We start from the raw sequence: 26,171 nt of genomic DNA, 5'->3' as shown, positions 1-26,171 counted from the left end.
CGACACGTGCACTCGGTCAAGGAAAGAGCCGTGCGGGAGAGCCCGACCACGCTTCAGGCGCCTCGTCAGCGGCGACGCGGCCACGGCAACGCGCATCGCACGCATCCGATGTGGTTCCTGGCGCCGGCATTCCTCATCCTGCTGGTCTTCTTCTTCGTGCCCACGCTGTTCAACTTCATCTACGCCTTCACCGACTGGTCCAGCTTCAAGAGCGCGATCCGCCCGGTCGGCCTCGCCAACTTCCAGGACCTGATCTCCGACGGCACCCTGTTGCGCGCGCTCCGCATCACCGTCGTCTACGCGGTACTGGTGGCCGTCTTCCAGAACGTGTTCGGCTTCGTGCTGGCGGTCCTGCTCGAGCGCGACACCATCGTGAACCGCTTCGCCCGGGTCTTCTTCCTCATCCCGGTGCTGATGTCCGCGCTCGCCGTCGGCTACATCTTCCAAGCGCTGCTCAAGCCCGACGGCAGCGTGAACCGGCTACTGGGCACCGTGCTGGGGCATCACGTCGGCTACCCCTGGCTCGGGGACACGACCTGGACGATCGTCACCGTTTCGGTGATCCACGCCTGGAAGTGGATGGGCCTGTCCATGCTCATCTACCTCGCCGGCCTCAAGACGATCCCGGCGGAGATCGCCGAGGCGGCGCGCATCGACGGCGCCTCCCGCTGGCGGATGTTCTGGTCGGTCCGGTTCCCGTTCCTGGCGCCCGCCGTCACCTTCAACGTCTCCACCGCGCTCCTCGGCTCGATGAACGGATTCGACATCGTTCAGGCCACCACCGGTGGCGGTCCCGCCCGTACGACGGAGATCCTCAACATCTTCATCTTCCGGACCTTCGGCCAGGGGTTGTTCGCCCAGGCCACCACCATGAGCCTGATGCTGTTCCTCGTCGTGGCGCTCATGGCCTTCCCCGTCATCGCCATCCTGCGCAAGCGCGAGGAGATCCTGTGAACGCCGCCACCTCATCCCGCCGCCGCGGTACCGGGCTCAGCGACGCGTCGATCTGGCGGCGACTGCAGCCGTTCTGCGCGATCGCGCTCGTCGCGCTCCTGATCGGGATCCCGCTGTGGCTGGTCGTCGCGACAGCCGCCAAGTCCCAGGGCGAGGCGCTGACACCGAACCTGTCGCCGCCGAGTCACTGGCAGCTGTTCCACAACCTGGCGGAGGTCTGGCACCAGGGCCGGATACCCACGGCGTTCTTCGGCAGCCTCCTGGTCGTCGTCCCGTCCGTGGTGGGCGTCCTCGTCCTGGGATCGATGGCCGCCTGGATCCTGGCCCGCCGCACCACGCGCCTCACCGCGATGCTGTACGCCCTCGGGATCAGCGGCATCGTGCTGCCGCCCGCCGTCGTCACCCTGGTCCTGCTGCTGCGCCAGTTGGGCCTGGCCGGCAGCGCGGTCGGGATGATCGGCGTCTACATGGGCATCTACCTGTCCACCGTGATCTTCTTCGTGACCGGGTTCGTCCGTACGATCCCGGCCTCCCTGGAGGAGGCCGCGCAGATCGACGGCGCCGGACCGGTACGGGTGTTCGTACGGGTCGTCCTTCCGCTGCTGAGGCCGGTGCTCGCGACCGCCACCATCCTGATCTGCCTGTACGTGTGGAACGACGTCTTCTACGCGTTCTTCGTCATCGGCGGGCGCATCGACACGCTGCCGCTCAACCTGTTCCAGGTCGCCAGCGCGGGCCTGTACCTCAACAACTGGCACCTCATCTTCGCGTACGTGATCCTGATGAGCCTCCCCCTGATCGCCGTGTTCGCCGTCGCCCAGCGGAAAATCATCTCCGGCATCACCAGCGGAGCCGTGAAGTAACCCGACACGGCGCTTTCTGCGTGGTGGAGGCTAAAGGTGAGCTTCCCGCTCATCGCCGGTAACGAAGAAGCGGTCCAGGTACTCCTCTTCGCCCAGATCGCTGTCCCGCATCAATGAAAAGACTTCGCTACCATGCCCAGGCTCCTCCTCCCCTATCGAGTAAGCCTGCGCCAATTCCAGGTACCTTACATTGTCGAATATCGCCGCATACTCCAGCGCTTCAGCCTCTGCGAGCGCGATCGCCTCGGCGAAGCCGGCCGCCCGCCAGAGAGTGACGCGCTCCTCATAGATTCCGTTGTTCGCGTCCAGGAAAACGCAACGAACACCGAACCAACCACCCAATGCCCCATCGGACGGGCCACCCACGGCTTGCCCCATAAAGAGCGATCATTCCATCACCTGACCTGTTGCCGCTAGTCCACGACGTAGAGGTCGATGTCCACAAAGGCTCCCACGTTCGCCAGCAACGAAACGACATCCTTACTCAGAGCGAACCCCGGAGAGAATTGGTCGCCCTCCGATACGTAAGCAACTACCCGCAGAACGAAGTCGCAATCGGAAGAAGCCAGCGCAGCCAGCCCCTCCCCGCCGACTCGCGCACGCCTACAAACCTCTTCGACCAGGTCCCAATGGCGGTGCGCGATGGGTGCAAGGACACTGAGACGCTCGGGACCGTCATTGCGGAACGACATTAGGTTCGGTAGCGAATCGGAGCGGACGAGATCGTTTTCTCGATTCGCGCCATGCTCACGCGGTGGATGGTGGTTCGTATCAGGACCGGTTCATCATCGATCCCGCCACTGCGAATATCCTCGCCGTCGGAAATCAGAGCGCGCCCGGAAATCACAACACCTACACCTCGGTCAGCACCGGATGGACCAACGCCGCTCCCACGCTGCCCGCGCAGCGCGTACAGGACAGACGACCGTGACCACTAGCAACTCCCGCCCGGCCGAGTGCCACGCACCCGCCCGGGCATCGCCACCGAGCAGTGGCGGCCCAGGCATGGGTTTGTGCCGTTCGGAATGCCTTCAGCGGGTCCCGCAGAAAGCGGTGTCGACCGTCTTCTGGATCGCGTCCAGGATCTGTCCGGTGTGGGGGTCGGAGAGGTCGCGCAGGGTCACGGACAGGGTGATGCCCCGATGGCCGTCGGCGGTGTGCAGGCTCTTGCTGCCGTAGCCGACGATGCCTCCGTCGTAGCCCCAGACCGTGACGCCGCAAGGGAGTTGCATACTGTCGATGCCCAGCCCGTCCGCCTCCTTGGCCGGGCCGCCGTCAGGAATCGGGACCGTCTTCTTCATCTCGGCGAGCCACGTCGCGGGCAGCAGCCGGCCGCCGAGCAGCGCGGCGTAGAACCGATCGAGGTCGCCGGTGGTGGAGATCATCGCGCCGGCGGGTCCCGCGATCGAGGGGTTCATCCGGGTGATGTCCACGGCCCGGCCGTCGATCTCCATGTATCCGTGCGCGTGCGGGCCGGAAATGTCGGGGTCGCCGTAGGGCACGGTCGTGTTGTGCAGCCCCAACGGCCGCACGATCCGGCGGGTGATCTCGTCTCGCCAGGACCGGCCGGTGACCTTTTCGATGACGAGACCGGCCAGCACGTAGTTCGTGTTCGAGTAGTGCCAGCCCTTGCCGGGCGGGAAGTACCGCGGAAGCGCGACGCCGCTACGGGCGAGCTGTTCGGCCGGAAACGTGTGGAACCGCACCTTCTCCAGGAACGCCCGGCCGGCTATCGGATAGGTCTTGGTGTCATCGAGGTAATCGGCGATCCCCGAGGTGTGGTTCAGGAGCTGGCGCAGCGTGATGTGCTGCCCGCCGGACACCAGGCCGGGCAGGTACCGCTCGACCGGGTCGTTCAGGCCCACCTTTCCCTCCGCGGCGAGTTGGAGCAGGACCGTCGCGGTGAACGACTTGGTGATGCTCCCCATCCGGAAGCGCCCCTGCCGGGGCACCGGTTGCGCGCCACCCAGCCGAGCGTGCCCACTGACACCCCGCCACCGGCCGTCGGCGCCGATCACTTCGGCCTGCACCCCCACCGCCCCCGCGGCCGTCACCGCGTCCAGCGACCGCTGCAGCTGCCCTCCCTGAGCCGGCGAGACCGACGCCCGGTCGCCTGCGGTACGGGCATCGTGATCGCTCGGGGTGCAGGCCGAAGTGATCGGCACCGCCAGCGCGGCCAGGCAGGCCGCCCACACGGTCACGGTCCGCCGCCGGACCTTCGCACGTGCGTCCATCGGATACCTCCTGTGAGTACGTCGAATAGCGAGGCACCACTCAACGCCCACACGACCCGAGGCGGCGTCCCCACGCCGGGGGAACCTGGGTCTCCCCCCGTGGCGTGATGACATCGCCTTAACCGATACCGCAGCGGGAGCCGAAGCCGTTGCAGCGGTTATGCTCCCGAGGATTCGTGGTTCGGTGACCCGTCGTTCCGGCGGACCTCGGACACGATGTAGACCCGGCCGTCGGCCACGGCGAGGCTCTCGCCGGCATCACGGGTCACCGCCGAATCGCTCAAAAAAGCCCACTCTCGGCAGAGCCGGACCGAATAGCACGCCCCGCATCCAGGCGATTTCAAAGTCGGCCGCTGACCGACCAGAATCTTCAGCTGCCGCGTCTCGGCCACCTGGGACATACCGATGACGCGCAGCGCGTCGAGGGTGACGTAGAAGTCGGACAGGGAGCGCTGGAGCCGTTCTTCGGGAGTGCTCATTTCCGGCCCTCTGCTGTCAGATCCGCGCCCATACCCACTTGCCTCCCTGGTCAGGGGTCGGCGTACAGCCCCACGCGGTAGCGGCGGTGGTCACGAGGAGCAGGCCGCGGCCTCCGTTGTGGTCGAAGTCGTCGTCGTCCAGGTCGGCGAGCGGGTCGTATCCGACCTCAGGGAGTTCGGGGGACGGGTCCCAGACGGAGAGGATGCTTTCCTCGCCGTCCCGAGTGATCATCACTTTGATGAGTTTCCCGGGTGCAGCCTTTATCGCGTTGGTCGCGAGTTCGGAAATGATCAGTTCGGCGTCGGAACACCGGTCATGCCGACCGAACTCACCGATGACTATCGAGACCCATCGGCGAATGGCGGGAACGGTGCTCTCCGTAGCCGTGAACGACAGCGCCTGGGACGCCGGTAGGTGATCCATGGGCCATGCCTGTCATCTCTCGACGCGGCTCCCGCCGGCCGAATCCTCCGTTGACCCGCTAATCGTCGTACCGAATTGTTACTCTCTGCATCAGCTTTATATCCACACGTGAGCGGGCTCCGCTTTGTGGACACCGAATGGATGCGAACAATGCCAAAACCCCCCAAAGCCCTAACTCCGGATCAGAGCCTCACCGCCTACTTCGGTTTCGAGGTTCGCAAGCACCGCGAGTACGTGAAGCTGTCCCAGGCCGAGCTGGCCGATCGCCTGCACTGGGCGAAGTCCGCGGTCGGCAACCTCGAGACGGCGTTCCGCTCCCCCACCTCCGACCACGCCAAGGACCTCGACACCTTCTTCGCCACCGACCGCTTCGGCTGGCTCCACGGCCTCATCGTCCGCGAAGAGCTCCCCGACTTCTTCCGCCCCTTCGCCGTCAGGGAGCCGGAAGCAACGCACATCCGTATGTTCGAGCCGCTTCTCATACCCGGTCTCCTGCAGATCGAGGAGTACGCTCGCGCCGTGCTGGCGGCCGGGCGAAAACCGGAAGAGCTAGAGCAGGCCGTCGCCGCCCGGCTGGAACGTCAGAAGATCCTCTACCGTGAGGATCCAGATCCCCCGTGCCTATGGATCGTCCTCGACGAAGGTGTGATCAGGAGAAAAGTCGGTGGACTAAGTGTGATGCGGAAGCAGCTCATGCATCTCCTAGAGATGACCGAGCGTCACGATGTCACATTCCAACTCGTACCAGCATCGGTTGGTGAGTACCTTGGTCTAGAAGGAGGGTTCTCGATCCTAAGCTTCGATGAAGGCGCCGATATGGCCTTCGCCGAGGCGTCCGGTGGAGGGCACATGATTCAACAGCAAAGGGATGTCGCGCGTGCCCTCACGCGATTCGAGCTCATACGCGCCGAGGCCCTAAGCGTCGACGACAGCAAGAAGCTGATCCGGGAGGCCCTGTGAACACCCCTCAACTCCTCACCGGCTGGCGCAAGAGCAGCCGCAGCGGGAACTCCGGTGGCAACTGCGTCGAGTTGGCGGCTGTGATCCGCAGCGGCATGGAGTCCCAGATCGGGAAGTAACAACACGCAGGAGAGCACGTCCTTCGTCCTCTAGTCCCCCTGGTCAGCGGGCGGTGGTCCGGAGCCTGGCTGAGGCGGCTTGGACCTGCTGTGCGCTGAAGCAGTCCGGGTGGCTCGTGACGAGGGTGTCGTGCTCCTGCCGCCTCTGCAGTTCGGCGGCCCCCACTGCTGCGCGGCCTGCCTCCGTGCCGTCCAGCGAGGCGGCGATCGAAGCGGGACAGATCCTGGGTGGCCCGCGCCTCGATGTGAGCGGTTCCGTCGAGCCGCTGTGTCCGCGGGTCGTAGGACAGATCGAGGCCGTAGTGCCGTACGTCGTAGCCGCCGTTGCCCTCGGCCGGGAACCACGGGTCGCCCACGCCGGGCGCTCCCGGCGTGAACCGGCCCGTGTCCGCGGCCGCGGGCAGGGCCGTACCGACGCAGATCGCGGCCAGACCGAGCGCCAACAGGCGGGATGATCGGTGCATGAAGCGTCACCTCGTAACAGAGGGGGAATTCGACGGCTTCATGCTCCCGAAGGGCGGTCGGTGCGATCGATCGTGCCGGCCCGGACGTCCGGGGTTCGGGTTTCCCCACCCTCAAGCCGGAACGGCGAACCGGTCGAGGGCTCGGAGTACGTGGTCGCGTGTCGTCTCGCTGCCCAGGTGTCCTGCGTCCTCGGCGACGATCAACTCCGCGTCGGGCCAGGCACGGTTGAGTTCCCACGCCGTTTCGAGCGGCCCGCCCATGTCGAGCCGGCCGTGGATCAGGACACCCGGTACGCCGGCCAGCCGGCCGGCCTCGCGAAGCAGCACACCCTCTTCGAGCCACGCGCCGTGGGCGAAGTAGTGCGAGCAGATGCGCACGAGGGCCAGTCGGGCGGCCGGGGGACGGTCGCCGTACGGGTTGGAGGTGTTGTTCGTCTCCCCGGAAAGGACCGCGTCCTCCCACGCGCACCAGTCGGCCGTGGCCTTCTCCCGTACCGCGGCATCCGGGTGCTCCATCAGGCGGCTATAGGCGGCGACGATGTCACCGTCGCGTGGCGTGCCGGGGGCTCCGGCGAGGAAGCGTTCCCACTGCTCGGGGAAGAAGCGCCCGACACCTCGGTAGAGCCAGTCGATCTCGGAGCGTCGGGTGCTGGTGACGGCGGAGATGACGATCTCCGACACGCGCTCGGGGTGGGACTCGGCGTAGGCGAGGATCAGCGTGGAGCCCCACGAGCCGCCGTACAACAGCCAGCGGTCGATGCCCAGGTGCTCCCGCAGCTGCTCCATGTCGGCGATCAGATGCCTGGTCGTGTTGTGCCGCATGTCGGTCGCGGGATCGCTCGCGTGTGGAGTGCTGCGCCCGCAGCCGCGCTGGTCGAACAGGACGACGCGGTACCGATCCGGGTCGAAGTACCGGCGCATCCACGTGCCGCACCCTGATCCCGGCCCGCCGTGGACGACGAGCGCCGGCTTGCCGTCCGGATTACCACAGGCCTCCCAGTACACGAGGTTGCCGTCACCGACGTCGAGCATCCCGCTCTCGTACGGCTCAATCGGCGGATACGGCTCACCCACGGCCCGGCCTCCCTGAATCGACGCCCGATGGACTGTACTAGCACCTTTATAGAAAGACTCTTTCGAAAGATGCTTTTGACGGCTATCGTCCCTGGCATGGAGACACCGGAACGGAGACTCCGCGACCCGGGTGAACTGCGTGCGCTCGCCCACCCCGTACGCATGCGGCTGAGCCAGGCCCTGTACGAGCGCGGCACCGCGACCGCCACCGAACTCGCCGAGATGATCGGGGAGAGCCCGGCGAACTGCTCCTGGCATCTGCGTCAGCTCGCCAAGTACGGCTTCGTCGAGGAGGCCGGCGGCGGGAAGGGCCGGCATCGTCCGTGGCGGCCGGTACCGCGTGTCTTGTCGTGGGGTGACAGTGACGAGTCCGGTGAGGTGGCCGCCGCCAGCGACGCGCTCAGCGCCCAGTTCGTCGAGCAGGAGTTCGCCGGGCTGCGTGACTGGCAGGCGTGGCGGCGCACCGACCCGCCCGAATGGCAGGACGCCGCGAACTGGGTCCAGAACATCGACTGGCTCACCGTGGAAGAGCTGAAAGAGCTCAACGAGGCCATCACCGCGATCGTCAGCCGCCACAAGAAGCGCCGGGACCCGGCCGAACGTCCCCCTGGGGCCCGCCGGGTCCGGATCTTCGCCTGGGCCGTGCCCGCCGAACCGTACGCCGAAGACTGATGCGCGCCGTCTTCCGGGTTCCCGCGTTCCGGCTGCTGTTCGCCGGCCTGGCCGCGAGCATGGTCGGCGACGCGCTGTTAATGCTGGTGTACGCCATCTGGGTCAAGAGCCTCACCGGCTCCAACGGCGCAGCCGGACTGGTCACCCTCTTCATCGCGGTGCCGTACGTCCTGGCGCCGCTCGGCGGCTGGCTGGTCGACCGCTTCCGGCACCGCCCCTTCCTCATCGTCGCGAATCTCGCCTCGGCGCTGATGCTGCTCCCACTGTTCGCCGTACGCGGCGCCGCCGACGTCTGGATCATCTACACGGTCGCCGCGCTCTACGGCATCTCGTCGGTGACGATCGCCGCCGCGCTCAGCGGCCTGCTGAAGGAACTGCTCGCCGACGACCTGCTGGCCGGCGCCAACGGCACCCTGCAGACGGTCAGGGAAGGGCTCCGGCTGGGCGGTCCGCTCGCGGGCGCGGCGCTGTTCGCCGTATTAGGCGGCGCGGCCGTCGCCGCGATCGACGCGGTCACCTTCCTGGTCGCCGCGGCGGCCATCGCCCGCATGCGCCTGCACGAGGAGCCGCCGGTGCCCTCGGGCCTGCACTGGCTGAGCGAACTGACCGCAGGCCTGTCGCACATCAGGACCGAAGCGGCACTGCGCCGCATGACGATCGCCACGGCCATCGGCTTCCTGGTCATCGGCATCAATGAGTCGGTGCTGTTCGCCGTCGTCGGCCAGGGCCTGCACCGGCCGCCCGAGTTCGTCGGCGTGCTCGCCTCGGCCCAGGGCGTCGGCGCCATCGCCGGAGGACTGTGGGCCGGTCGGCTCGCCCGAGGCGTCGGTGAACTCGCTGCGATCGCGATCGGCATGGCCGCGTTCGGGCTCGGCGACGCCCTGTACGTCTTTCCGTGGCTGTCCGTCATCCTCGTGGGAAGAGTCATCGGCGGCCTGGGCCTGACCATAATGGTCACCGGGTTCACCACCGTGATACAGCGGCACACGCCCGGTCCCCTTATCGGCCGGGTCTCCACCGCGGCCGAAACACTGGTCAGCGGTCCGCAGACGATCTCCATCGCGGCGGGCGCCGCTCTGGTGTCCGTCGTGGACTACCGGCTCCTGCTCGTAGTCGTCGCGATCGGCATGCTCACCGCCGCCGCCTATCTGTGGCTCGCTCGTCGATTGACCGCGCCGCTCCCCCAGGGTTCGTTCGGCCAAGTCGGTGGTGACTGCGTCGACTTGGCGGCCACCCTCCGCGACGGCGGTCAGCGGACAGGAGAATCTCCTCGGCGGGGCCAGGATGCCTGACGCACTCGAGGACCAGCAGATTTCCCGCGAGGTGTCGGTGCGTTGCCGTGATCGGGGTGCCCTGAGGTAAGCGGTCACGCGGGGCGGCAGAGGGCGTGTTCGGCGGCGTGGGCCAGCAGGGTGGCGACCGTGTCGGTGGACAGTGATCGTCCGGTGAACAGCAGGTCGAAGGCGTCGAAGCCGGTATGGAGCCATAGCAGGTGACCGGCCTGGTCGATGGTGATCCCGTCGCGGAGGGCGCCTTGGTCGTGGAGGCGCTGGGCCAGGTCGTTCATGCCCTGGGTGCGGCCGTCCTCAAGGCGGCGCACGGTGCCGCCGACGGCGTCGGCGTCGAGTTGGGCCATGGAGAACAGGGCGCGTAGTACGTCTCGGTGCGCCGCGTACATGTGCACGTTGCCGGTGATCCCATCACGGAGCCCGCGCCGGGCGTCGGGTTGCAGGACGGCCGTGACCATGTCGGTGAAGCCGCCGCGGTGGAGCAGGTCCATACCGAGCGCGTCGAACAGGCCCGCGCGTGATCCGAACACGGTGTAGATCGTCGAGCGGGACACCTCGGCGAGCTGGGCGACCTTGTCCATGCTGACCTGCTCGGAGGGGGCCTCGACGAGGCGCTGGTAGACGGCGTCCAGGATGCGCCGCCGAGTCTGGTCGGCAGCCTTGGCCCGCAGCCGCTGCTCGTACTTACGGGTAGGGGGCATGTACTTGAGCCTACCGCTTCGCTTGACAGCACGTCCGATGGAAGACAGCATGTCCGGCAAAAAACAGCTTGTCTGACGAAATCAGCCTGTGCCGTCGTGCCACCGGGAGCCCGCATGCGCGTGATGATCCGCTACACCGTTCAGCCGGAACTGGTCGACCACAGCATCGAGCTGCTGCGACAGGTCTATGCGGACCTGGAGCGCAGCCGACCGCCACGGCTGCGCTACGAGACCTTCCGCCTGGAAGGCACCTGCCAGTTCCTGGCCATCATCGAGTCCGACGGTGGCCCGGCCGAGGCCGCCCATCACCACTTGGCTTCCTTCCAGCGCTACCGGGCCGCGCTGAACGGGATCTGCACCCAGCCGCCGACCGTGACCCACCTGGAACCGGCTGGGGCCTACCAATCCCGGTGAGACCCCTCCACCGCTTCCCCAAGGAGACCCTGATGATCCGCATCGCCCTCGTCGTCGGCAGCACCCGCCCCGGACGCCGCGGCACCGCCGTGGCCCGTTGGGCCCTTGACACGGCCGCCGCCTCCCCGGCCGTCGCCGGCGGCCGTGCCAGCATCGACATCCTGAATGTGGCCGACTTCGATCTGCCGCTGCTGGACGAACCGGTCCCGGCCGTCGCCGGCGGCCGTGCCAGCATCGACATCCTGAATGTGGCCGACTTCGATCTGCCGCTGCTGGACGAACCGGTCCCGGCCGCCTTCGGCGCTTACGCCCAGTCCCATACCCGCCGCTGGTCCCAGGCGGTCGCGGCGTTCGACGCGTTCGTGTTCGTCACCCCCGAGTACAACCACTCCTTCCCCGCCCCGCTGAAGAACGCCCTGGACTATCTGTATGCCGAATGGCAGCACAAGGCCGCCGGATTCGTCGGCTACGGCACCAGCGGCGGAATTCGTGCGGTGGAGCAGCTGCGTCAGGTCATGGGCGAACTGAAGGTCGCCGATGTGCCCACCCAGGTCGCGCTGTCGATGTTCACCGACTTCACCTTCACCGACCCGACCGACCCCACCGATCCGGGCACTTGCACTCCTGCCCCGCATCACGCCGAGACGCTGACCCGGATGCTGGAGGAGATCATCGCCTGGTCCGCGGCGCTGGCACCGCTACGCACGTCAGGTCAGGGCCTCATCGGTCTGCCTCGATAGGTTCGATCACAGCCCGAGAGAGACGGGGCGGCACACACGCGTGAGGAAGCTCGCATGGCCATCATCCACCACACCACCATGACGCCCACCAAGCTGGAGCTGCTCACCGAGTGGCTGCCGGACCAGAGCTGGTATGTGGGCGGTGCGGGTACGCCGGAGCTGCTCAAGGCCGGCGGGTTCCGGTTGGACGATCCGAAGGGCGAGGTCGGGATCGAGCTCATGGTCGTGGTCGACACCAGCGCGCAGGAGCCGGCAGCGTACCTGGTGCCGATGGGCTACCGCGGTGCGGCGCTGGAGGGCGTTCCCGGCGAGGCGCTGATCGGCACCTCCGAGCACGGGGTGCTCGGCACCCGGTGGATTTACGACGGTGTCCACGACCCGGTGGTGACGGCGCGGTTGCGTGCGCTTCTGCGCGGCGAGGCGGTGCCGCAGCGTCAGAGCGTGAGCGACACCCCGGACCCGACCGTGGTCGTGCACAGCCCTGTTGACGGCGATGTGCGGATCAACCGCGTTCTGCGGTCGGCAGAGGCCGCCGAGGAGGCGCCCGGACGCCTCGTTGCCGGGTGGACCTGGCCGGATGGGACGGCTGCGCGGGGCGTGTTCGCGACCGTCGCCCAGCGGTAGGTCGGCCGGGTCCGCCACTGCCCGGCCGGAGTCGGCGGCCACTGCCACCCGGCTCGCCGGCCGCGCGGTCACGCGGCCGACCGGTGCTCAGCGTTCGGGCAGGGTCGGATGGGGAGCCGTCGGCCTGATATCGATCATGGTGTTGGTGATGGCCCACCGCTCGTGGTCTCGCCAGGCGCCGTCGATGAACAGGAACTCCGGCGAGTTGCCCTCGTGCCGGAAGCCGACTCGCCGGACCAGCCGGATGGAGGCATGGTTGTCGGGCTGGATCTGGGCTTCGAGCCGGTGGAGCCGCAACTGCTCGAAGGCGTACCGCACCACCAGGTCGAGGCCTTCGGTCAGATAGCCCTGACCGGCGGTGGGGGCGAAGGCGGCGTAGGCGAGGGCGCCGGACTGGAGGCGCCCGCGGATGATGCTGTTGATGTTGACCATGCCGGCGATGGCACCGGTGCCGCGTACGCACACCAGCAGCGACTCCTCGCCGGGCTGCTCGTACCGCGCGGCGTACGCCTGGAACTGCTGCGGTGTGGAGGGCAGGGACATCCACGGACGATGCAGGTCGTCGCTGACGCTCACCAGATCGAGGAACTCGCTCTGATCACTGCCGGCGAGCGGGCGCAGGGTCACTCTGCGGGCATCGTCCGGCCGGCCGGCGAAGAAAGCCTCGATCGCCGCATCGGTCTGCCGCGCGCCCTGGGCGCTTTCCTTATCGATCACAGATGTCACTGTATTGGCCGCTTTCCCGGGCCGTGGATGCCGCGTCGAGCTCGCCGGTGGCGAGGAAGCGGTCGATCGTCGACGGCGGGAAGCCCGGTTCCATGCGCCGCTGGCCGAGAAGGCGGTTCGTGCTCGAACGGTTACGGATTGAACAGCGCCGTTCAAGTGACCGATGATGACCGTTCAGTCGCTCGATGCGCTGGAGGACCAGGATGCCTTTCATGACCATCACACTGTCGGTGATCCTTGGGCTGCTCTTCGTGGTGACCGGCATGGTCAAGGTGGTGGACCGGCCGGAGTCGGTGAAGATCCGTGACCATCTCGGCCTGCCACCAGAGCTATGGCGTGTGATCGGGTCCCTCGAGGCGGCGGGTGGTGCCGGCTTGCTGATCGGCATGGCGTTTCCGGGGCTCGGCGCGGTCGCGGCGATCGGTCTGGCCGCGCTGATGTGCGGTGCGATCATCAGCCGTCTGCGGGTCCGCGACTCCGTGAAGATGATCTCTGTCGACGCCGTCGTCCTGGCTCTGGTCGGCGCGCTGGCGTACCTGATCACCACGGGCTGAGCAGCGCCATGACCGAGAAGGCCGTCACGGACAAGGTGCTCTGCTATGTCGTCCGCGAGGGACGGCTTCTGGTCTTCCGGCACGTTGGCGAGTCCTACGAGGAGGTCGGCGTCCAGGTTCCCGGCGGCGGCATTCGCCAGGGTGAGGCGCCGGAGGAGGCCGCCCTTCGCGAGGCCCGGGAGGAGACCGGTCTCACCCGGTTCAGCATCACCCGGAAGCTGGGAGAGGTCACGTACGACATCAGCCCGTACCGCTTCGAGATTCAGCGGCGGCACGTCTTCGCCCTGGGTCTGGCCGGGCCTGCGCCGGAGCGATGGGTCAGTCAGGAGCTCCACGACGGCGAGCGGGAGCCCACGACGTTCGAGTGTTTCTGGATACCGCTGGAGACGGCTCACGTCCTCCAGTCGGGCCAAGGCGCCCTGATCGGCGCGCTCTACGACTGAGCCGTCGTGACCAAGGCGGGCATCGGCCTCAGCTGCCGGGGCGCAGCCGGTCGTGGCGCGGCGCGGGGCCGAACTCCGCTTCGAGGCGGGCCAGCAGTGGGCCGAGCAGTGCGTTGAGGCGGTCGAGCTCCTCCCTGTCGAGTGCGAGCTCGAACAGGCGCCGGTCCTCGATCGTGCGTTGCGCGGTGGCGTCGCTCCAGAGGCGGCGCCCCTCCGCCGTCAGGCGGATCGGGCGGCTGCGGCCGTCGGCGGCGGGCGCCGGCTCGACGAGACCGGCTCGGGCGAGGCGGTCGATGCGCACGCTGATGGTGCCGGGTGTCAGGCCGAGGGCGTCGGCCAGTTGCTTGGGCGTGCGTTCGTACGGCGGGCCGGAGCGCTGCAGGACGGACAGCGCGGCCCAGTCTCCGACGGTGACGCCCTGCCGGTCGGCGACGCGTTCGAGGACGCGCTCGAACTGCCGCGCGATCCGGCCGATCCGCTGGCGTGCGGCCTCGACTACGGGGTCGACGCCGGAGGGCATCTGCTCGATCCACTCCGCGAAGTCGGCGCCCACCGAGTCGGGCGGGAGCTCGTCGTGCTCTTCGGCCACTGGACACATCCTTCGAACTAAAATACTTTGAGGATCAAACTTTGATGCTCAAATTAACCTACTGAGAAGGGTCGAGTATGCCTGACACGGGAAACGACGCCCGCGTGTGGTTCATCACCGGCACCAGCAGCGGCCTCGGGCGTGCGATCGCCGATGCCGTGCTCGCCCGCGGTGAGCGTGTCGTCGCCACGGCGCGGGATCCGCAGGCGGTCAAGGACCTGGTGGAGCGGGCGCCGGACCGCGTCCGCGCGGTCGCCCTTGACGTCACCGACCCGGCGCAGGTGGCGACCGCGGTCGGCACCGCGATCGAGGAGTTCGGGCGGATCGACGTGCTGGTCAACAACGCCGGCCACGGTCTGCTCGGCGCGCTGGAGGAGTTGTCCGACGAGCAGATCCAGGCGGTGCTCTCCACCAACGTGTTCGGTGTGATCGCCGTGACCCAGGCGGTGCTCCCCCACATGCGGGCCCGCAGGAGCGGGCACATCGTGCAGATGTCCTCGGTCGGCGGCGTGGTCGGCAACCCGGGCCACGCCATCTACGCGACCTCCAAGTTCGCCCTGGAAGGGATGTCCGAGGCGCTGGCCGGAGAGGTCGCGCCGCTCGGGATCCGGGTCACGATCGTCGAGCCGGGGCCGTTCCGTACGGACTTCGCCGGCCGGTCGATGCGGTTCGCCGACCCGATCGACGACTACCGGGAAACGCCGGCCGGGGCGCTGCGGAAGCGATTCTCCGCCCAGGACGGCGCGCAGCCGAACGACCCGGTCAAGGCCGCCGAGGCGATCGTCCGGGCCGTCGACGAGGAGGACACGCCGCTTCGTCTGCCGCTCGGTCCTGAGGCGGTGGAGCGCATCCGGCGGAAGCTCCAGGGGCAGTTGGCCGATCTGGAGCGCTGGGAGCCGGTCTCGTTGGACACCCGCCACTGACGGCCGCCGAGGCGCGGCGACCGCGTGCTGCGGTCGCCGCGCCGGGCCGGGCCGGTGGGGATCAGTTCAGGGTGAGCACGGTGACCGAGTAGGCCGGGACCGTGTGCGTGAAGGTGGAGCCGAGTCCGGTGATGGTCGTGGTCTTCGGCACCACGTTGGCGGGTTGGGAGATGGTGTTGGTGTCGGCCGGGTGCGCGGAGCTGAGCACCGTCGCGGTGCCCCTCCGCCCGATGTGTCCCGCGCCGCTGAGGTCGACGCCGACCGGCTGGGACGCGGAGCTCGGGTTGACCACCGTCAGGTAGATCCGGCCGCTCCGGCTGTCCTTCGTCGCGACGACGTTGATGCCGCCGACGCCGGTGTACGTCGCGCCGATCACCTGGTCGCCGTGGTTGCGCGCCAGCATCTTCTGCGCGTAGTAGCTGGGCGAACCGTAACTGGTCAGCGCGTCGAACCCGATGAGGTTGGTCTTCCAGCGATCGTCGTGGACGTTGACGAGCATCGGGGCGTACGCCTCCTGGATGACCAGGTCGGAGTTGCGTTCCAGGCCGGTGAGCCAGGACGCGTCGCCGATCGCGGCGTTCAGGTCCGGCGTGGGCGCGCCTTCCTGAGCGGCCCACTCACCCACCAGGACCTTCGGCCCGCTGCGGGAGTGGCTGTCGTACAGGTTGGCGTGGGTGTTCATCCAGCCCGGGGACTGGTAGTAGTGATCGTCGACGATGTCGGGCGTCCGTGAGGTCACGCCGGTGGTGGCGATCAGCTGCATCGACGGGTACGCCTTCTTGATCGCGTCGTAGAACATGGGGAACCGGTAGCCGTTGTAGCTGCCGGACCGGTCGAACCAGTCCTCGTTGCCGATCTCCACGTAGCGGATCCTGAACGGTGCGGGGTGCCCGTCCTCGGCCCGCTTCCTGCCCCACGTGCTCGTCACGGGGCCGGTCGCGTACTCGATCTCGTCCAGGGCGTCCTGGACGTACGGCTGGAGCTGGTCCTGCGCCACGTGGCTGCCGTTCAGCGAGTAGCCCGCGTAGACCGCCAGCATCGGTTCCGCGCCCAGCTGCTCGCACCACTCCAGGTACTCAAGCAGGCCCATGCCGTCGGTGGACCAGTAGCCCCAGGCGTCGTCCGGGTGACCGGGCCGGGTCCAGACGGGTCCGATGGTCTTCTTCCAGTCGAACCGGGTGCCGATGGTGTTGCCTTCGAGGTAGTTGCCGCCCGGTTCGCGGATGAAGGCGGGCTTGAGCCCGGCGAACAGCTTCATCAGGTCGGGGCGTAGTCCGTTCTTGACGTTCTTGTACGTGGGCGGGAAGACCGAGACGTTGTCCAGCCACAGGGTCCGGCCCGCGTTGCCGCTCGTGGACAGGACGAAGCGGGCGTCGGCGGTCGTCGGCGCGTCCGCCTTGGTGCGCAGTGTCGCGGTGAACCACTTCCAGTCGCCGCCCACGCCGTGGACGTCGGCGCTCGCGTACACCTTGGTGCCGTCGGTGCTCTCGATGTCCACGGTCAGCGGGCCGGTGAAGCCGGCGCTCGCCTTGGCGAAGAACGAGACCTTGTACGTCTTCCGCGGGGTGACCGGGATGCCCCAGTAGCCGCCGTTGGCGACGCCCGCGCGGGCGCTCTGCACGTCCACCTTGAGGGAGCGCGTCAGCGCCGTGTTCAGCGGGTTGCCGGGGTCGAGGGAGATGGCCGCGGCACCGACCGCGGACCAGTCCACCGGCTTGGACGCGTCGGCCATCATCGAACGGTTGTTGATCAGCTCGGGGTACAGGCCACCGGTCATCGAGTGGTTGATGTCCTCGGTCATCAGGCCGAAGAAGGTGGACGGCAGCGAGTGCAGCGACGTGCCCGCGTCGACGCTCAGCGTGCCGCCGATGTTGCCGGCGAGGTCCTGCACCTGGTGGAGGGACATCGCGTAGCCGTACATCCGCACGTCGTCCACGGCGCCGTGGAGGAAGTTCGCCGCGGCGCCGCCCGCACGGCCGGCCCCGATGACCGTGTCACCGGTGGCCTTCCACGGCGACGTGTACGCGGCGGAGCCGGCCGGCAGGCCGTTGACGTAGAGCTGCAGCCTCCCCGCGGCGGCGTCGTCCACGCCGACGAGGTGGTACCACTGGCCCGCCTTCGGAGCGGTGCTCGCCGCGGCGTACGCGACGGCCGCCGACGAGGAGTCCGCGGCCGGCCGGGCGAACGCGAACCTTCCGCCGCGTAGCTGCAGCTCGTACGCGCTGACCTGTGAGCCGTCCACGCTCGTGAGGTCCTGATCGCCGGTGGTCTGGTCGAGCCTCGCCCAGGCGGAGACGGAGAACGAACCGCCGGTGTCGACGGTGGGGCTCTGGGAGGTGACCTCGCCGTTCGCGGTGCCGTTCAGTGCGACGGCGTGCGCGCCGACCCGGCCGGTCGTCCAGCTCGCGCCCGATCCGAGAATGCCGGTGTGGGCGTTGCCGGAGGAGTCGGCGGCGGTGGTGCCGCTGCCCTCGTCGTACGTCCAGTGCCCGGCCTCCTCGAGCGCCTCCACCTGGCCGGCGGTCAGCGCCCCCTGGTAGAACCGCACGTCGTCCACTGCCCCGTGGACGAAGTCGACCGGGCCGCCGCCGTACTTCCCGCGGCCGATGAGCGTGTGCCCGGTGGCCTTCCACCCCGAGGTGTACGCGGCGTCGGTGCCGTCGTCGCCGTCGACGTAGACCTTCAGCCTGCCGGACGCGGCGTCGTCCACGCCGACGAGGTGGTACCACGTGCCGGCGGTCGGCGAGACCCCGGAGTCCGCGCGGACCTCGGTCGCGTTCGAGTCGTCGGCGGTCCGGCGGGTGAAGGAGAACCCGCCGGACGCGGCGCTCAGCTGCAGGTAGAAGCCGCTGATCTGGCCACCGTCGATGCTGACCGCGGTCTGGTAGCCGGAGGTGGAGTCGAGCTTCACCCAGGCGGAGACGGTGAAGCTCTGCGAGGTGTCCACCACCGGCTGGGGGATGTCCACGTTGCCGTTGCCGGTGCCGTTGAACTGGACCGCGTGCGGGCCGATCTGCCCGCCGGTCCAGGTCGCGCCCGATCCCAGCGTGCCGGTGTTCCCATTGCCGGAGGAGTCGGCGGCGGCGGTGCCGCTGCCCTCGTCGAGCGTCCAGTGGCCGGCCAGGGCGGGGCCGTCGGCGGCGGCCACGCCCGTGGTCGTCAGCACGCCGGCGAGCAACGCCGAACATGCCGTGACCACGAGCGCGGCTCGGGTGCGTGCTCTGCCGGCCGGCCATCGTCGGCCATTGCGATTCGATGTGAACATGGCGCCTTCCGGTTTCTGGGGGATCCGTGGGCTCCGTATTTCGAGCAGCGGGACGTGGTCCTCTCGGAATGAGACCGCTAACAAAGCTCGCGTCGGCGAGCGAGGATTCGCGCCGAACCCTCGGCTGGCAGGAGGAGGCGCGCCGTCGGGTGAACGGTCTCAGCCTCGGGTAACTGGGTCGATCGGTGTGGTATCGAGCGAGTTAAGTGCGCATTGCCCCGGTATTGTTAGCGCTCACAATACGACGTGTCAACGGACCCGCCAGGTCATGTTTCGAGGCGCCTCTGGAGGGGCCGTACGACCTCGGTCCGTCGCTTGACCCCGGTAAGTTGTGAGCGCGAACATGGACCGAACAGGACGTGAACCCGGAGGGAGGAGTCCTGCCCTCGCCCCTGGATGACGTTCCGCTGCGCCGTCCGACCATGGAGGATGTCGCGCGGGCGGTCGGGGTGTCCCATCAGACCGTGTCGCGCGTCCTCCGCGGCCACCCGAACGTACGGGACAGCACCCGCGCGGAGGTGCTCCGGGCGATCAAGGACCTCGGCTATCGCCGCAACTCCTCGGCCCGTGCGCTGGCCACCAGCCGCACGCACACCCTGGGCGTCGTCGCCGTCAACACGGCCCTGTTCGGCCCGGCCAGCACCCTCGCCGGCATCGAGGAGGCCGCCCGCGCCGAAGGGTTCCTGACCTCCACCGTGAACCTCCGCCGGCTGAGCCGTGAGTCCCTGACCCAGGCGCTGGAGCACCTGGGCGAGTGGGGCGTCGAGGGTGCGGTCGTCATCACCCCACAGCGCCAGGCGGTCGTCGCGCTGTCGACGATGCGACGCCCCTTCCCCATCGTGACCGTGGAGGGCGGACACGACCTCGACATCCCCGGCGTCTCGGTGAACCAGCACCTGGGCGCACGGCTGATCACCGAGCACCTGCTCGCCGCCGGTCACCGCACCGTCTGGCATGTCGCCGGCCCGCAGGACTGGATCGAGGCGGAGTCGCGCATGGCCGGGTGGCGCGCGGCCCTGGAAGACGCAGGGGCCGAGCCCCCGCCTCCCCTGCTCGGCGACTGGAGCCCGCTGTCCGGCTACCGGGCCGGGCAGCAGCTCGCCGGGCAGGCGGTCGGTGCCGCGGGACGGGCCACCGCCCTGACGGCCGTGTTCGTCGCCAACGACCAGATGGCCCTCGGGGTGCTGCGCGCCTTCCGCGAGGCGGGCGTACGCGTGCCGGACTACGTGGCCGTCGCCGGATTCGACGACATCCCCGAGGCCGAGTACTTCGCGCCGCCGCTGACGACGGTCCGCCAGGACTTCGAAACGGTCGGCAAGGCCAGCATCCGGCTGCTCCTCGACCGGATCGAGGGCAACAGCCCCGACGAGCCGCACCTGGTCATCGACCCCTCCCTGATCGTCCGCAGCAGCACCGCGACGCCCCTTTCCTAGGAACGCAGGCGGGCGGCGAAGCCGTCCGCCGGCCGCCGCTGATCGGGCGTCAGGAGAAGTCGGTGGCGTGGTGGGCGGCCCATTCGGCGTAGGTGTACGGCGCCCGGCCGAGGAGGTCGGCCGGAGCGGGCGACACCTCGGCCATCTCCTTGGCCTCCGCGCGCATGGCGAGCATGGAGTCGACGACCTCGGCGGGCATGTGCGCGAGCATCGCCGCACGTCCCTCCTCGACCGACAGCTCCTGGAATCGCAGCGGCCGGCCCAGCACCTCACCGAGGACGCGGACGCGTTCCGGCTCGGTCAGCGCCTCTGGGCCGGTGAGCAGGTAGGCCTTTCCAGCGTGTCCGTCATCGAGGAGGGCGCGGACGGCGACGGCCGCGATGTCGCGTTCGTCGATCGGGGCGGTGGCGGCGCCGTCCCCGATGCCACGCACCACCCCGGTGGCCCGGATCTGCCCTGCCCAGTTCAGGTCGTTGGCCATGAAGGCGCCGGGCCGCAGGATCGTCCACGGGAGCCCGGCGCCGGTGACCGCCTGCTCGGCGCCTTGATGCACGCGCCCGATCGCGTTCGGCCGCTCGTACGTGACCGCGGAGGCGGACAGCAGGACGACGCGGCGAAGGCCGGTCTCCTCGGCCACGTCGATGAATCCGGGGACCCGCCCGGGCACCGGAAACAGGAACGCCGCCTCGACGCCGCGGAGCGCGGCGGGCAGGGTGTCCGGCTCGGCGAGGTCTCCCCGGACGACCTCGACCGTGTCCGGCAGGCCGGCCCGGTCGGGCCTGCGCGTGAGGGCGCGGACCTCCTCGCCCGCCTCCACCAGCTGTTCGATCACATTCCGGCCGACGTTCCCGGTCGCTCCCGTCACAAGGATCATCACATCTCCATTCGGATAATCGAATACTTGGGATATCCGAATATATAGACTGAGCCTCGTGAGCGACACCCCTCCCTCTCCGGCCGACGCGCCGATCCCGGCGGAATACCGCGAGGTGCTGGCCCTCATTCCGCTGGTGGCGGCCTACTTCCAGCGAGCGCGGGGCGACATGTCCGGGGAGATCCTCGAGGCCTTCCGCACGCATGGGCTCACCGCTCGGCACGGAGCCGCGCTCCCCCACCTGCTGGGCACCCATGCGATGACCGTGACCGAACTATCGCGCCGCCTGGGCATCTCCCTGTCGACCGCCAGCGAGCTCGTCGGCGACCTCAGCCGGGCCGGATGGGTCGAGCGCCGGGAGGACCCGGACAACCGCCGCCGCACCCTGGTGTCCATCGCGGATCGGCATCGTCCGATGATCGAGGCGTTCATCGCCCGACGGTCCGCCCCGCTGGTGCGCGTCCTGCGCGACCTTTCTCCGCAGGACCGGGAGGGATTCGTGACCGGTCTGACCGCCTGGGCCCACGAGGTACGCGACTGGCGGCCGGCGACTCCCTGACCCCATGCGAGGACCGGGGCCGAAGCGTCGGCACGCGGGACCCGTACGGGCAGGCGCTTCCAGGATCGAGGCGGCGGCGAACACGCCCGTGAACAGGACCCGCGGATCCAGCCCGGTCAGCCCGAACACCGCCATCCCCGGCAGGTACGGGTCGTAGGCGGTGTACACCGTGCCGGGCACCGGCGGGTACGGCGTGCCGTGGCGCAGGAGCGCGGCGCCGGACCGCGCCACCACGGAGACCTCCTCCTGGGCCTTTCCGGTGGCGATGAGCACGGCGAGCGGGACCAGTGCCGCGCCCGCGAACGCGCACGCCCTTCCGGCGGTCCGGCTCGTGACGGCGACGAGCGCGGCGCACGCGTAGCCGACCGCCGCGGCCGTTCCCCAGGCGCGATGCGCGGCCGTTCCCGCCATGGCGGCGAAGACATCGGCGAACCCGGCGAACAGCGCGTACATCTGCGGCTCCGCCGCGAACACCCGGCGGTCCGGCTCGCGACGTCGACCGGCGCGGCGCACGCGCTTCCGCGGGTCGCCCGGGTGGCCGGTGATCGGCGGAGGGAAGACGGTGATCGTCATGCGGGTGCTCCTGCGTCGGGGGCGGGTCGATGCCAGCCAACCGACGGCGAGCCCGCAGATCAGTAGGGCGGAATGCCGACATGCGGTAGACCCGTCCGGGTAGGGCCAGCCCTACTCCGGCTCTCCGGGGCACGCCGATGTGCCTCCGGTCCGCACCGGATCGGCGGCCGACCTGGACGCCTGGGAGCACGTCTCCGTCGAGGGCCGGTACTGATCCCCCATCACCGGCCGAACGTGAAGTACCGCGCGGGGACGAACAGCTCGTGTCCGGTGGTGAAGCGGACTCGCACGCCGTCGGCCCGCCACTCGGTCGAGCCGATGGCGACCGACGTGGCGGTGTCGACGCGGATCCGATGACCGTACGACAGGCTCGAATCACGGCCGATCATCAGGTGGTAGGACTCACCGGCGAGCGATGAACGGTCGCGGATCAGACCGAGATAGTGCGGCGACCCGTCCTGGTAGGCGACGGTCGACGGCTGGCGGCTCCGGTAGACGACCGCGGATCGCGGCCACGACGCCGCGACGGTCAGCACGACGCCGAGAACACCGCCGGCGACGATCAGGCCGAGATTCTTCAACCGGCGGATCGCGCGCTCGCTCACTGTGACCTCCGCCCCATCGGCCTCCCCTGCCGTAGATCACCATAGAACGGCAGGGGATGAGGTCCGTCCGGATCAGCGGTAGTCGTCGGCGTGGTGGGCAGTCCACTCGGCGTACGCGCGGGACCCCCGCCCCGTCCAGGTGGGGCCAGCCCTACTCCGGCTCTCCAGGTCGCGCCAATGTGCCTCCGGCCCGTACGGGGTTGGGTTGAGCCATGACACAGACGACCGTCCTGGCGCCGGTGGCTCATGCGGACTCACTCGTGAAGACGTACGGCTCCGGAGAGAACACGGTGGCCGCGCTGCGCGGCGTCTCGGCCTCCTTCGCGCGCGGGCAGTTCACCGCGATCATGGGGCCCTCGGGGTCGGGCAAATCGACGTTCCTGCACTGCCTCGCCGGGCTGGACACCGTGACGTCGGGCTCGGTCGTGATCGACGGGGTGGACATCACGCGGCTGTCGCGGACGCGCCTCACGAGACTGCGCGGCGAGAAGCTGGGCTTCGTCTTCCAGGCGTTCAACCTGATGCCGATGCTGACCGCCGAGGAGAACATCCGGCTGACCGCGCGGATGGCCGCGCGGCGCGTGGACCGGGAGTGGTTCCGGACCCTCGTGGACGCGCTCGGGCTGCGCGAGCGCCTCGGGCACCGGCCGGCCGAGCTGTCCGGCGGGCAGCAGCAGCGGGTCGCGGTCGCGCGGGCGCTGCTGACACGGCCGGAGGTGGTCTTCGCCGACGAGCCGACCGGCAACCTCGACTCCTCCGCCGGCGGGGAGGTGCTGCGGTTCCTGCGCGCGGCGGTGGACACGTACGGCCAGACGGTCGTCATGGTGACGCACGACCCGCTCGCCGCGTCGTACGCGGACCGGGTGCTGTTCCTGGCGGACGGCCGGATCGTGTACGAGCTGGCCGGTCCGACGATCGACGCGGTGCACGACGTGATGCGCGGGATGGAGGCCTGAGCATGTGGCTGATCGCCCGCCGGTCGTTCGCGCAGGATTGGGCGCGGCTGACCGCGACGATGCTCGCCGTGCTGTTCTCCGTGGGGCTGATGTCGGGGGCGCTGCAGTTCGCGCTGCGGGCGGAGGCGTCGGTGTCCGGATCGGACGCCAGCGAGTACGCCAGGGTCGACGTGCTCGTGCAGCCGCGCGGCGCCGACCCGGATGACGTGTTCAGTGTGCCGCAGGGCGAGGTACGGCCCGGGGCGATCGCCTCGGTGCCGGGCGTGGCGGCGGTCGCCGGTGACGCGTCCGTGCCGGTCACGATCGTCGGCGCGCACGGCAAGCCGGTGACGCCGCCGGCGGGCGCGGCGACCGCGCTCCGACCCTGGATCCCCGACGCCCGCCTGAGCGCTTATCACCTGGTCTCCGGGCGGGCGCCGGCCGCCGATGACGAGGTGGCCGTCGTACGGCACGTCGCGAGGGCCGGGGGGCTCCACGCCGGCTCGGCCACGACGCTGCTGCTGCCGAACTCCACGCAGCGCGTGCGGGTCGTCGGCGTCGTCACCGTACGAGGCCGGGGGGCCGTGGCCTCCGGCGACCTGATCCTCGGCACGCCCACGGCCGTTCATCGCGCCGCCGGGCTACGGCCGGGCACCTGGCAGGGCCTGTGGGTGAAGGCCGCGCCGGGCGTCACGGCCGCCGCGCTGCGCGCCCGGCTGGTCCCGGTGATGCGCCCGGCCGTCGTGCGGAAGGCCTCCGACGTACGGCACCGGCAGTCGGCCGAGTTGCAGGGGGCGGGGGCGTCCGTCGGCGGGGCGATCGGCATGCTTGCGTCGGTCGCGGTGTTCACCGGCCTGTTCGTGGTCGCGAACGCCTTCGGCACCCTCGTCCGCCAGCGCACCCGGCGGCTGGCCCTGCTGTCGGCGATCGGGGCCCGGCCCCGGCAGATCAAGCGGCTGGTCCGCTTCGAGGCGCTGGTTCTGGAGGTGGTCGCCTCGGCGGGCGGCCTCGTGGCCGGGTACGGCGTCTCGGAGGTCCTGACGCGGCTGTTCGCCCAGGACGGCTTCGACATCTCCGCCGGTGAAGTGCAGGTCGGCTGGGTCGCGCTGGCCTTCCCGTTCGCGGCGGGCGTCGTGACCACGCAGCTGGCCGCCTGGCGGCCGGCGCGCCGGGCGGCGCGCCGGGCGGCGCGGATCGCGCCGATCGAGGCGCTGCGGTCGTCCACCGCGGAGGGCCGGGGACGGGTCTGGCCTCGGCTCGTCGGCGCCCTGGCGATCTTCGGGGCGTCGTGGATGTTCTTCGGCCCGGTCTTCGCGGTCGCGAACGACAAGACCGAGGTCGGGATCGACCGGACCATCGGGATCGTGGTGCTCATCCTCATGGGCTCGATGGTGTGCGTGTCGGGGCTGGCGGTGCTCGCGCCGTTCTTCGTCGGGCCGCTCGGCGGCCTGGTCGGGCGGCTCGGCATGCTCGTCAGCGGCGAGTCGGGCCGGCTCGCCCGCGCGACGATCACGCGCAGCCCCCGCCGGGTCTCCTCGGCCGCCGCCTCGCTCATGCTCGGCGTGGCGCTCGTCGCCGCGACCGGACTGCTGATCACCTCCGTTCATCAGCGCGGCGCCGAGGCCGGCGCGCAGACGCTCGCCGCCGACCACGTCATCGCGACCAACAGCCGCACCTCGGACGGGGCCGCCCCGCTGCCCGGCGACACGGCGGCCCGGGTCGCGCGCGTCCCCGGGGTGACCTCCGCGGTCGCGCTGACGCGCACGGAGGTACAACTCGTGTCGCCGAAGACGAAGGTCGTCGACGGCGACCCCGGCGATCCGGTCTTCCTCAATGTGACCGGCGCGTCCGACGTACGGCCGGTGCTGCGCTTCGGCGGGTACCTGCCCGCCCTGCGGCCCGGAGAGATCGGAGTCGCGTCGCCGCTGGTGAAGGCATATCACCTGTGGCCGGGCCGCCGGATCGTCGTGCACGGAGCGCGCGGCAATGTGACGCTCACCGTGGCCGGCCGATACCACGACCCGTCGCACGTGTTCGCCGACCAGGCGCTCGTCGCCCCGGCCACGATGGCGATGCTCGACCCGCGCGCGACCACGTCGGCCGTGCTGGTCCGGGGCACCGCGTCCACGCGGGCCCTCGCCGCGGCCGTCGCCGACGTCCCGGTCGCGCGGGTGTACGACCCGGCGGCCTACGTCCGGGTCGCCGTCGCGTCCATGGAGAAGGGCCTGCGGGTGGTCTACGGGTTCATCGGGATGTCGCTGGTGATCTCCCTGTTCGGGATGGCCACGACGATGTCGCTGAGCGTCTTCGAGCGGACGCGGGAGTTCGGCATGCTCGGCGCGGTCGGGACGACGGTGCGGCAGATCCGGTCGATGGTCCGCTGGGAGGCCGCGACCGTCGTGCTGCTGGGCGTGCTGCTCGGCATGGCGACCGCCGTCGGCACCGTCGCGCTGCTGCACGTGGCCACCGGCAGCTCGTACATCCGGGTGCACCTGCCGTGGTGGCTGCTCGCCGTGGTCGTCGGCGGCGCGGCCGCCGTGACGTGGGCGACGTCGGCGCTGCCCGCCCGCCGCGCCGCCGGCGTACCGGTCCTGGAGGCCGCCAAGGCGGAATGACGCGCCGCGCGGGCGGCAGACCCACCCGAGGACCGCCGACGCCGCCGACGGACTCTCACTGTCACG

At 69.6% G+C, this 26,171-nt stretch carries 29 protein-coding genes; 17 read left to right on the top strand and 12 right to left on the bottom strand.

Features of this window, described 5'->3' with window-relative positions; all coding sequences use genetic code 11:
• Positions 1-6 precede the first annotated feature (6 nt).
• Positions 7-954, top strand: a complete 948-nt coding sequence (locus AB0I04_RS07850; protein ID WP_360880824.1) for a sugar ABC transporter permease — start codon at positions 7-9, stop codon at positions 952-954.
• On the top strand, positions 951-1,817 hold the full coding sequence (locus tag AB0I04_RS07845) for a carbohydrate ABC transporter permease (protein ID WP_360880822.1): 867 nt from the start codon (positions 951-953) through the stop codon (positions 1,815-1,817). Before AB0I04_RS07850 ends, AB0I04_RS07845 begins: the two co-directional genes overlap by 4 nt.
• Positions 1,818-1,847: 30 nt before the next feature.
• On the opposite strand, the gene AB0I04_RS07840 is transcribed toward AB0I04_RS07845, so the two are convergent.
• From AB0I04_RS07840 to AB0I04_RS07825, 4 genes are all read right to left on the bottom strand, one after another.
• A complete protein-coding gene (locus AB0I04_RS07840; protein ID WP_360880820.1) occupies positions 1,848-2,195 on the bottom strand; it encodes a hypothetical protein in 348 nt (115 codons plus the stop codon).
• Positions 2,196-2,848: 653 nt separating this feature from the next.
• Positions 2,849-4,051: a serine hydrolase domain-containing protein gene (locus AB0I04_RS07835; RefSeq protein ID WP_360880818.1), complete on the bottom strand. Its 1,203-nt coding sequence runs from the start codon at positions 4,049-4,051 to the stop codon at positions 2,849-2,851.
• A gap of 158 nt (positions 4,052-4,209) precedes the next feature.
• A complete protein-coding gene (locus AB0I04_RS07830) occupies positions 4,210-4,530 on the bottom strand; it encodes a hypothetical protein (RefSeq protein WP_360880816.1) in 321 nt (106 codons plus the stop codon).
• A 16-nt stretch (positions 4,531-4,546) separates the two neighbouring features.
• Entirely contained in the window at positions 4,547-4,954 is a 408-nt protein-coding gene (locus AB0I04_RS07825) for an ATP-binding protein (RefSeq protein WP_360880814.1), read from the bottom strand.
• Positions 4,955-5,062: 108 nt separating this feature from the next.
• On the opposite strand from AB0I04_RS07825, the gene AB0I04_RS07820 reads away from it, so the two are divergent.
• Entirely contained in the window at positions 5,063-5,914 is an 852-nt protein-coding gene (locus AB0I04_RS07820) for a helix-turn-helix transcriptional regulator (RefSeq protein ID WP_360880812.1), read from the top strand.
• Complete coding sequence (locus AB0I04_RS07815) at positions 5,911-6,033, top strand: DUF397 domain-containing protein (protein ID WP_360880810.1); 123 nt, start codon at positions 5,911-5,913, stop codon at positions 6,031-6,033. The genes AB0I04_RS07820 and AB0I04_RS07815 overlap by 4 nt, the downstream gene beginning before the upstream one ends.
• Before the next feature lie 575 nt (positions 6,034-6,608).
• On the opposite strand, the gene pip is transcribed toward AB0I04_RS07815, so the two are convergent.
• Complete coding sequence (gene pip / locus AB0I04_RS07810) at positions 6,609-7,571, bottom strand: prolyl aminopeptidase (protein WP_360880808.1); 963 nt, start codon at positions 7,569-7,571, stop codon at positions 6,609-6,611.
• Positions 7,572-7,667: 96 nt separating this feature from the next.
• On the opposite strand from pip, the gene AB0I04_RS07805 reads away from it, so the two are divergent.
• Together AB0I04_RS07805 and AB0I04_RS07800 are read left to right on the top strand one after the other, a co-directional pair.
• Complete coding sequence (locus AB0I04_RS07805; protein WP_360880806.1) at positions 7,668-8,243, top strand: helix-turn-helix domain-containing protein; 576 nt, start codon at positions 7,668-7,670, stop codon at positions 8,241-8,243.
• Positions 8,243-9,535 (top strand): MFS transporter, encoded by a 1,293-nt coding sequence (locus AB0I04_RS07800; RefSeq protein ID WP_360880804.1) that lies wholly within the window; start codon positions 8,243-8,245, stop codon positions 9,533-9,535. The genes AB0I04_RS07805 and AB0I04_RS07800 overlap by 1 nt, the downstream gene beginning before the upstream one ends.
• A gap of 74 nt (positions 9,536-9,609) precedes the next feature.
• Here AB0I04_RS07800 and AB0I04_RS07795 read toward each other — a convergent pair whose 3' ends face one another.
• Positions 9,610-10,233 (bottom strand): TetR/AcrR family transcriptional regulator, encoded by a 624-nt coding sequence (locus AB0I04_RS07795; RefSeq protein ID WP_360880802.1) that lies wholly within the window; start codon positions 10,231-10,233, stop codon positions 9,610-9,612.
• A 114-nt stretch (positions 10,234-10,347) separates the two neighbouring features.
• Between AB0I04_RS07795 and AB0I04_RS07790 the strand changes: the two genes are divergently transcribed.
• From AB0I04_RS07790 to AB0I04_RS07780, 3 genes are read left to right on the top strand one after another with little or no spacing between them, the layout of a single operon-like run.
• Positions 10,348-10,647, top strand: coding sequence for a hypothetical protein (locus AB0I04_RS07790; protein WP_360880800.1), 300 nt, complete (start codon positions 10,348-10,350; stop codon positions 10,645-10,647).
• 32 nt (positions 10,648-10,679) lie between these two features.
• Entirely contained in the window at positions 10,680-11,387 is a 708-nt protein-coding gene (locus tag AB0I04_RS07785; RefSeq protein ID WP_360880798.1) for an NAD(P)H-dependent oxidoreductase, read from the top strand.
• A 54-nt stretch (positions 11,388-11,441) separates the two neighbouring features.
• Positions 11,442-12,011, top strand: coding sequence for a 1,4-alpha-glucan branching protein (locus tag AB0I04_RS07780; protein ID WP_360880796.1), 570 nt, complete (start codon positions 11,442-11,444; stop codon positions 12,009-12,011).
• 87 nt (positions 12,012-12,098) lie between these two features.
• On the opposite strand, the gene AB0I04_RS07775 is transcribed toward AB0I04_RS07780, so the two are convergent.
• Both AB0I04_RS07775 and AB0I04_RS07770 read right to left on the bottom strand, forming a co-directional pair.
• Positions 12,099-12,728 (bottom strand): GNAT family N-acetyltransferase, encoded by a 630-nt coding sequence (locus AB0I04_RS07775; RefSeq protein ID WP_360880794.1) that lies wholly within the window; start codon positions 12,726-12,728, stop codon positions 12,099-12,101.
• A complete protein-coding gene (locus tag AB0I04_RS07770) occupies positions 12,718-12,951 on the bottom strand; it encodes a hypothetical protein (RefSeq protein WP_360880792.1) in 234 nt (77 codons plus the stop codon). The genes AB0I04_RS07775 and AB0I04_RS07770 overlap by 11 nt, the downstream gene beginning before the upstream one ends.
• Here AB0I04_RS07770 and AB0I04_RS07765 point away from each other — a divergent pair.
• Positions 12,950-13,291: a DoxX family protein gene (locus AB0I04_RS07765; RefSeq protein WP_360880790.1), complete on the top strand. Its 342-nt coding sequence runs from the start codon at positions 12,950-12,952 to the stop codon at positions 13,289-13,291. The genes AB0I04_RS07770 and AB0I04_RS07765 overlap by 2 nt on opposite strands.
• A gap of 8 nt (positions 13,292-13,299) precedes the next feature.
• Positions 13,300-13,734, top strand: coding sequence for an NUDIX domain-containing protein (locus AB0I04_RS07760; RefSeq protein ID WP_360880788.1), 435 nt, complete (start codon positions 13,300-13,302; stop codon positions 13,732-13,734).
• Positions 13,735-13,762: 28 nt separating this feature from the next.
• Here the strand turns inward: AB0I04_RS07760 and AB0I04_RS07755 are convergent, their stop codons facing one another.
• Entirely contained in the window at positions 13,763-14,323 is a 561-nt protein-coding gene (locus AB0I04_RS07755) for a MarR family transcriptional regulator (RefSeq protein ID WP_360880786.1), read from the bottom strand.
• A gap of 77 nt (positions 14,324-14,400) precedes the next feature.
• Between AB0I04_RS07755 and AB0I04_RS07750 the strand changes: the two genes are divergently transcribed.
• Positions 14,401-15,246, top strand: a complete 846-nt coding sequence (locus tag AB0I04_RS07750) for an SDR family oxidoreductase (RefSeq protein WP_360880784.1) — start codon at positions 14,401-14,403, stop codon at positions 15,244-15,246.
• A 61-nt stretch (positions 15,247-15,307) separates the two neighbouring features.
• On the opposite strand, the gene AB0I04_RS07745 is transcribed toward AB0I04_RS07750, so the two are convergent.
• Entirely contained in the window at positions 15,308-18,511 is a 3,204-nt protein-coding gene (locus AB0I04_RS07745) for a LamG-like jellyroll fold domain-containing protein (protein ID WP_360880782.1), read from the bottom strand.
• A gap of 359 nt (positions 18,512-18,870) precedes the next feature.
• On the opposite strand from AB0I04_RS07745, the gene AB0I04_RS07740 reads away from it, so the two are divergent.
• The gene (locus tag AB0I04_RS07740; protein WP_360880780.1) at positions 18,871-19,944 is read left to right on the top strand and encodes a LacI family DNA-binding transcriptional regulator; all 1,074 of its coding nucleotides are present in this window, start codon (positions 18,871-18,873) and stop codon (positions 19,942-19,944) included.
• A 49-nt stretch (positions 19,945-19,993) separates the two neighbouring features.
• On the opposite strand, the gene AB0I04_RS07735 is transcribed toward AB0I04_RS07740, so the two are convergent.
• Positions 19,994-20,818, bottom strand: coding sequence for an NAD(P)H-binding protein (locus AB0I04_RS07735; protein ID WP_360880778.1), 825 nt, complete (start codon positions 20,816-20,818; stop codon positions 19,994-19,996).
• Between the two features lie 58 nt (positions 20,819-20,876).
• On the opposite strand from AB0I04_RS07735, the gene AB0I04_RS07730 reads away from it, so the two are divergent.
• Both AB0I04_RS07730 and AB0I04_RS07725 read left to right on the top strand, forming a co-directional pair.
• Entirely contained in the window at positions 20,877-21,377 is a 501-nt protein-coding gene (locus AB0I04_RS07730) for a MarR family transcriptional regulator (protein WP_360880776.1), read from the top strand.
• Positions 21,378-21,537: 160 nt separating this feature from the next.
• A complete protein-coding gene (locus AB0I04_RS07725; protein ID WP_360880774.1) occupies positions 21,538-21,738 on the top strand; it encodes a hypothetical protein in 201 nt (66 codons plus the stop codon).
• Positions 21,739-22,171: 433 nt separating this feature from the next.
• Here the strand turns inward: AB0I04_RS07725 and AB0I04_RS07720 are convergent, their stop codons facing one another.
• The gene (locus tag AB0I04_RS07720; RefSeq protein ID WP_360880771.1) at positions 22,172-22,555 is read right to left on the bottom strand and encodes a hypothetical protein; all 384 of its coding nucleotides are present in this window, start codon (positions 22,553-22,555) and stop codon (positions 22,172-22,174) included.
• Positions 22,556-22,767: 212 nt separating this feature from the next.
• Between AB0I04_RS07720 and AB0I04_RS07715 the strand changes: the two genes are divergently transcribed.
• Both AB0I04_RS07715 and AB0I04_RS07710 read left to right on the top strand, forming a co-directional pair.
• Positions 22,768-23,511 (top strand): ABC transporter ATP-binding protein, encoded by a 744-nt coding sequence (locus AB0I04_RS07715; protein ID WP_360880768.1) that lies wholly within the window; start codon positions 22,768-22,770, stop codon positions 23,509-23,511.
• 2 nt (positions 23,512-23,513) lie between these two features.
• Positions 23,514-26,105: an ABC transporter permease gene (locus AB0I04_RS07710; RefSeq protein WP_360880765.1), complete on the top strand. Its 2,592-nt coding sequence runs from the start codon at positions 23,514-23,516 to the stop codon at positions 26,103-26,105.
• Positions 26,106-26,171 lie beyond the last annotated feature (66 nt).

This window comes from Actinoallomurus sp. NPDC050550, from assembly GCF_040655075.1.
Classification (GTDB): domain Bacteria; phylum Actinomycetota; class Actinomycetes; order Streptosporangiales; family Streptosporangiaceae; genus Actinoallomurus.
The sequence above is the reverse complement of the archived record's forward strand: the minus strand, read 5'-3'. Positions and strand labels throughout refer to the sequence as shown.

What these genes read in the sequence shown, in the direction of transcription:
- AB0I04_RS07840 (WP_360880820.1), bottom strand. Translation starts at nt 2,195, where the DNA reads ATGGGGCAAGCCGTGGGTGGCCCGTCCGATGGGGCATTGGGTGGTTGG.
- AB0I04_RS07835 (WP_360880818.1), bottom strand. Translation starts at nt 4,051, where the DNA reads ATGGACGCACGTGCGAAGGTCCGGCGGCGGACCGTGACCGTGTGGGCG.
- AB0I04_RS07830 (WP_360880816.1), bottom strand. Translation starts at nt 4,530, where the DNA reads ATGAGCACTCCCGAAGAACGGCTCCAGCGCTCCCTGTCCGACTTCTAC.
- AB0I04_RS07825 (WP_360880814.1), bottom strand. Translation starts at nt 4,954, where the DNA reads ATGGATCACCTACCGGCGTCCCAGGCGCTGTCGTTCACGGCTACGGAG.
- AB0I04_RS07805 (WP_360880806.1), top strand. Translation starts at nt 7,668, where the DNA reads ATGGAGACACCGGAACGGAGACTCCGCGACCCGGGTGAACTGCGTGCG.
- AB0I04_RS07800 (WP_360880804.1), top strand. Translation starts at nt 8,243, where the DNA reads ATGCGCGCCGTCTTCCGGGTTCCCGCGTTCCGGCTGCTGTTCGCCGGC.
- AB0I04_RS07795 (WP_360880802.1), bottom strand. Translation starts at nt 10,233, where the DNA reads ATGCCCCCTACCCGTAAGTACGAGCAGCGGCTGCGGGCCAAGGCTGCC.
- AB0I04_RS07790 (WP_360880800.1), top strand. Translation starts at nt 10,348, where the DNA reads ATGCGCGTGATGATCCGCTACACCGTTCAGCCGGAACTGGTCGACCAC.
- AB0I04_RS07785 (WP_360880798.1), top strand. Translation starts at nt 10,680, where the DNA reads ATGATCCGCATCGCCCTCGTCGTCGGCAGCACCCGCCCCGGACGCCGC.
- AB0I04_RS07780 (WP_360880796.1), top strand. Translation starts at nt 11,442, where the DNA reads ATGGCCATCATCCACCACACCACCATGACGCCCACCAAGCTGGAGCTG.
- AB0I04_RS07765 (WP_360880790.1), top strand. Translation starts at nt 12,950, where the DNA reads ATGACCATCACACTGTCGGTGATCCTTGGGCTGCTCTTCGTGGTGACC.
- AB0I04_RS07770 (WP_360880792.1), bottom strand. Translation starts at nt 12,951, where the DNA reads ATGAAAGGCATCCTGGTCCTCCAGCGCATCGAGCGACTGAACGGTCAT.
- AB0I04_RS07760 (WP_360880788.1), top strand. Translation starts at nt 13,300, where the DNA reads ATGACCGAGAAGGCCGTCACGGACAAGGTGCTCTGCTATGTCGTCCGC.
- AB0I04_RS07750 (WP_360880784.1), top strand. Translation starts at nt 14,401, where the DNA reads ATGCCTGACACGGGAAACGACGCCCGCGTGTGGTTCATCACCGGCACC.
- AB0I04_RS07745 (WP_360880782.1), bottom strand. Translation starts at nt 18,511, where the DNA reads ATGTTCACATCGAATCGCAATGGCCGACGATGGCCGGCCGGCAGAGCA.
- AB0I04_RS07735 (WP_360880778.1), bottom strand. Translation starts at nt 20,818, where the DNA reads ATGATCCTTGTGACGGGAGCGACCGGGAACGTCGGCCGGAATGTGATC.
- AB0I04_RS07715 (WP_360880768.1), top strand. Translation starts at nt 22,768, where the DNA reads ATGACACAGACGACCGTCCTGGCGCCGGTGGCTCATGCGGACTCACTC.
- AB0I04_RS07710 (WP_360880765.1), top strand. Translation starts at nt 23,514, where the DNA reads ATGTGGCTGATCGCCCGCCGGTCGTTCGCGCAGGATTGGGCGCGGCTG.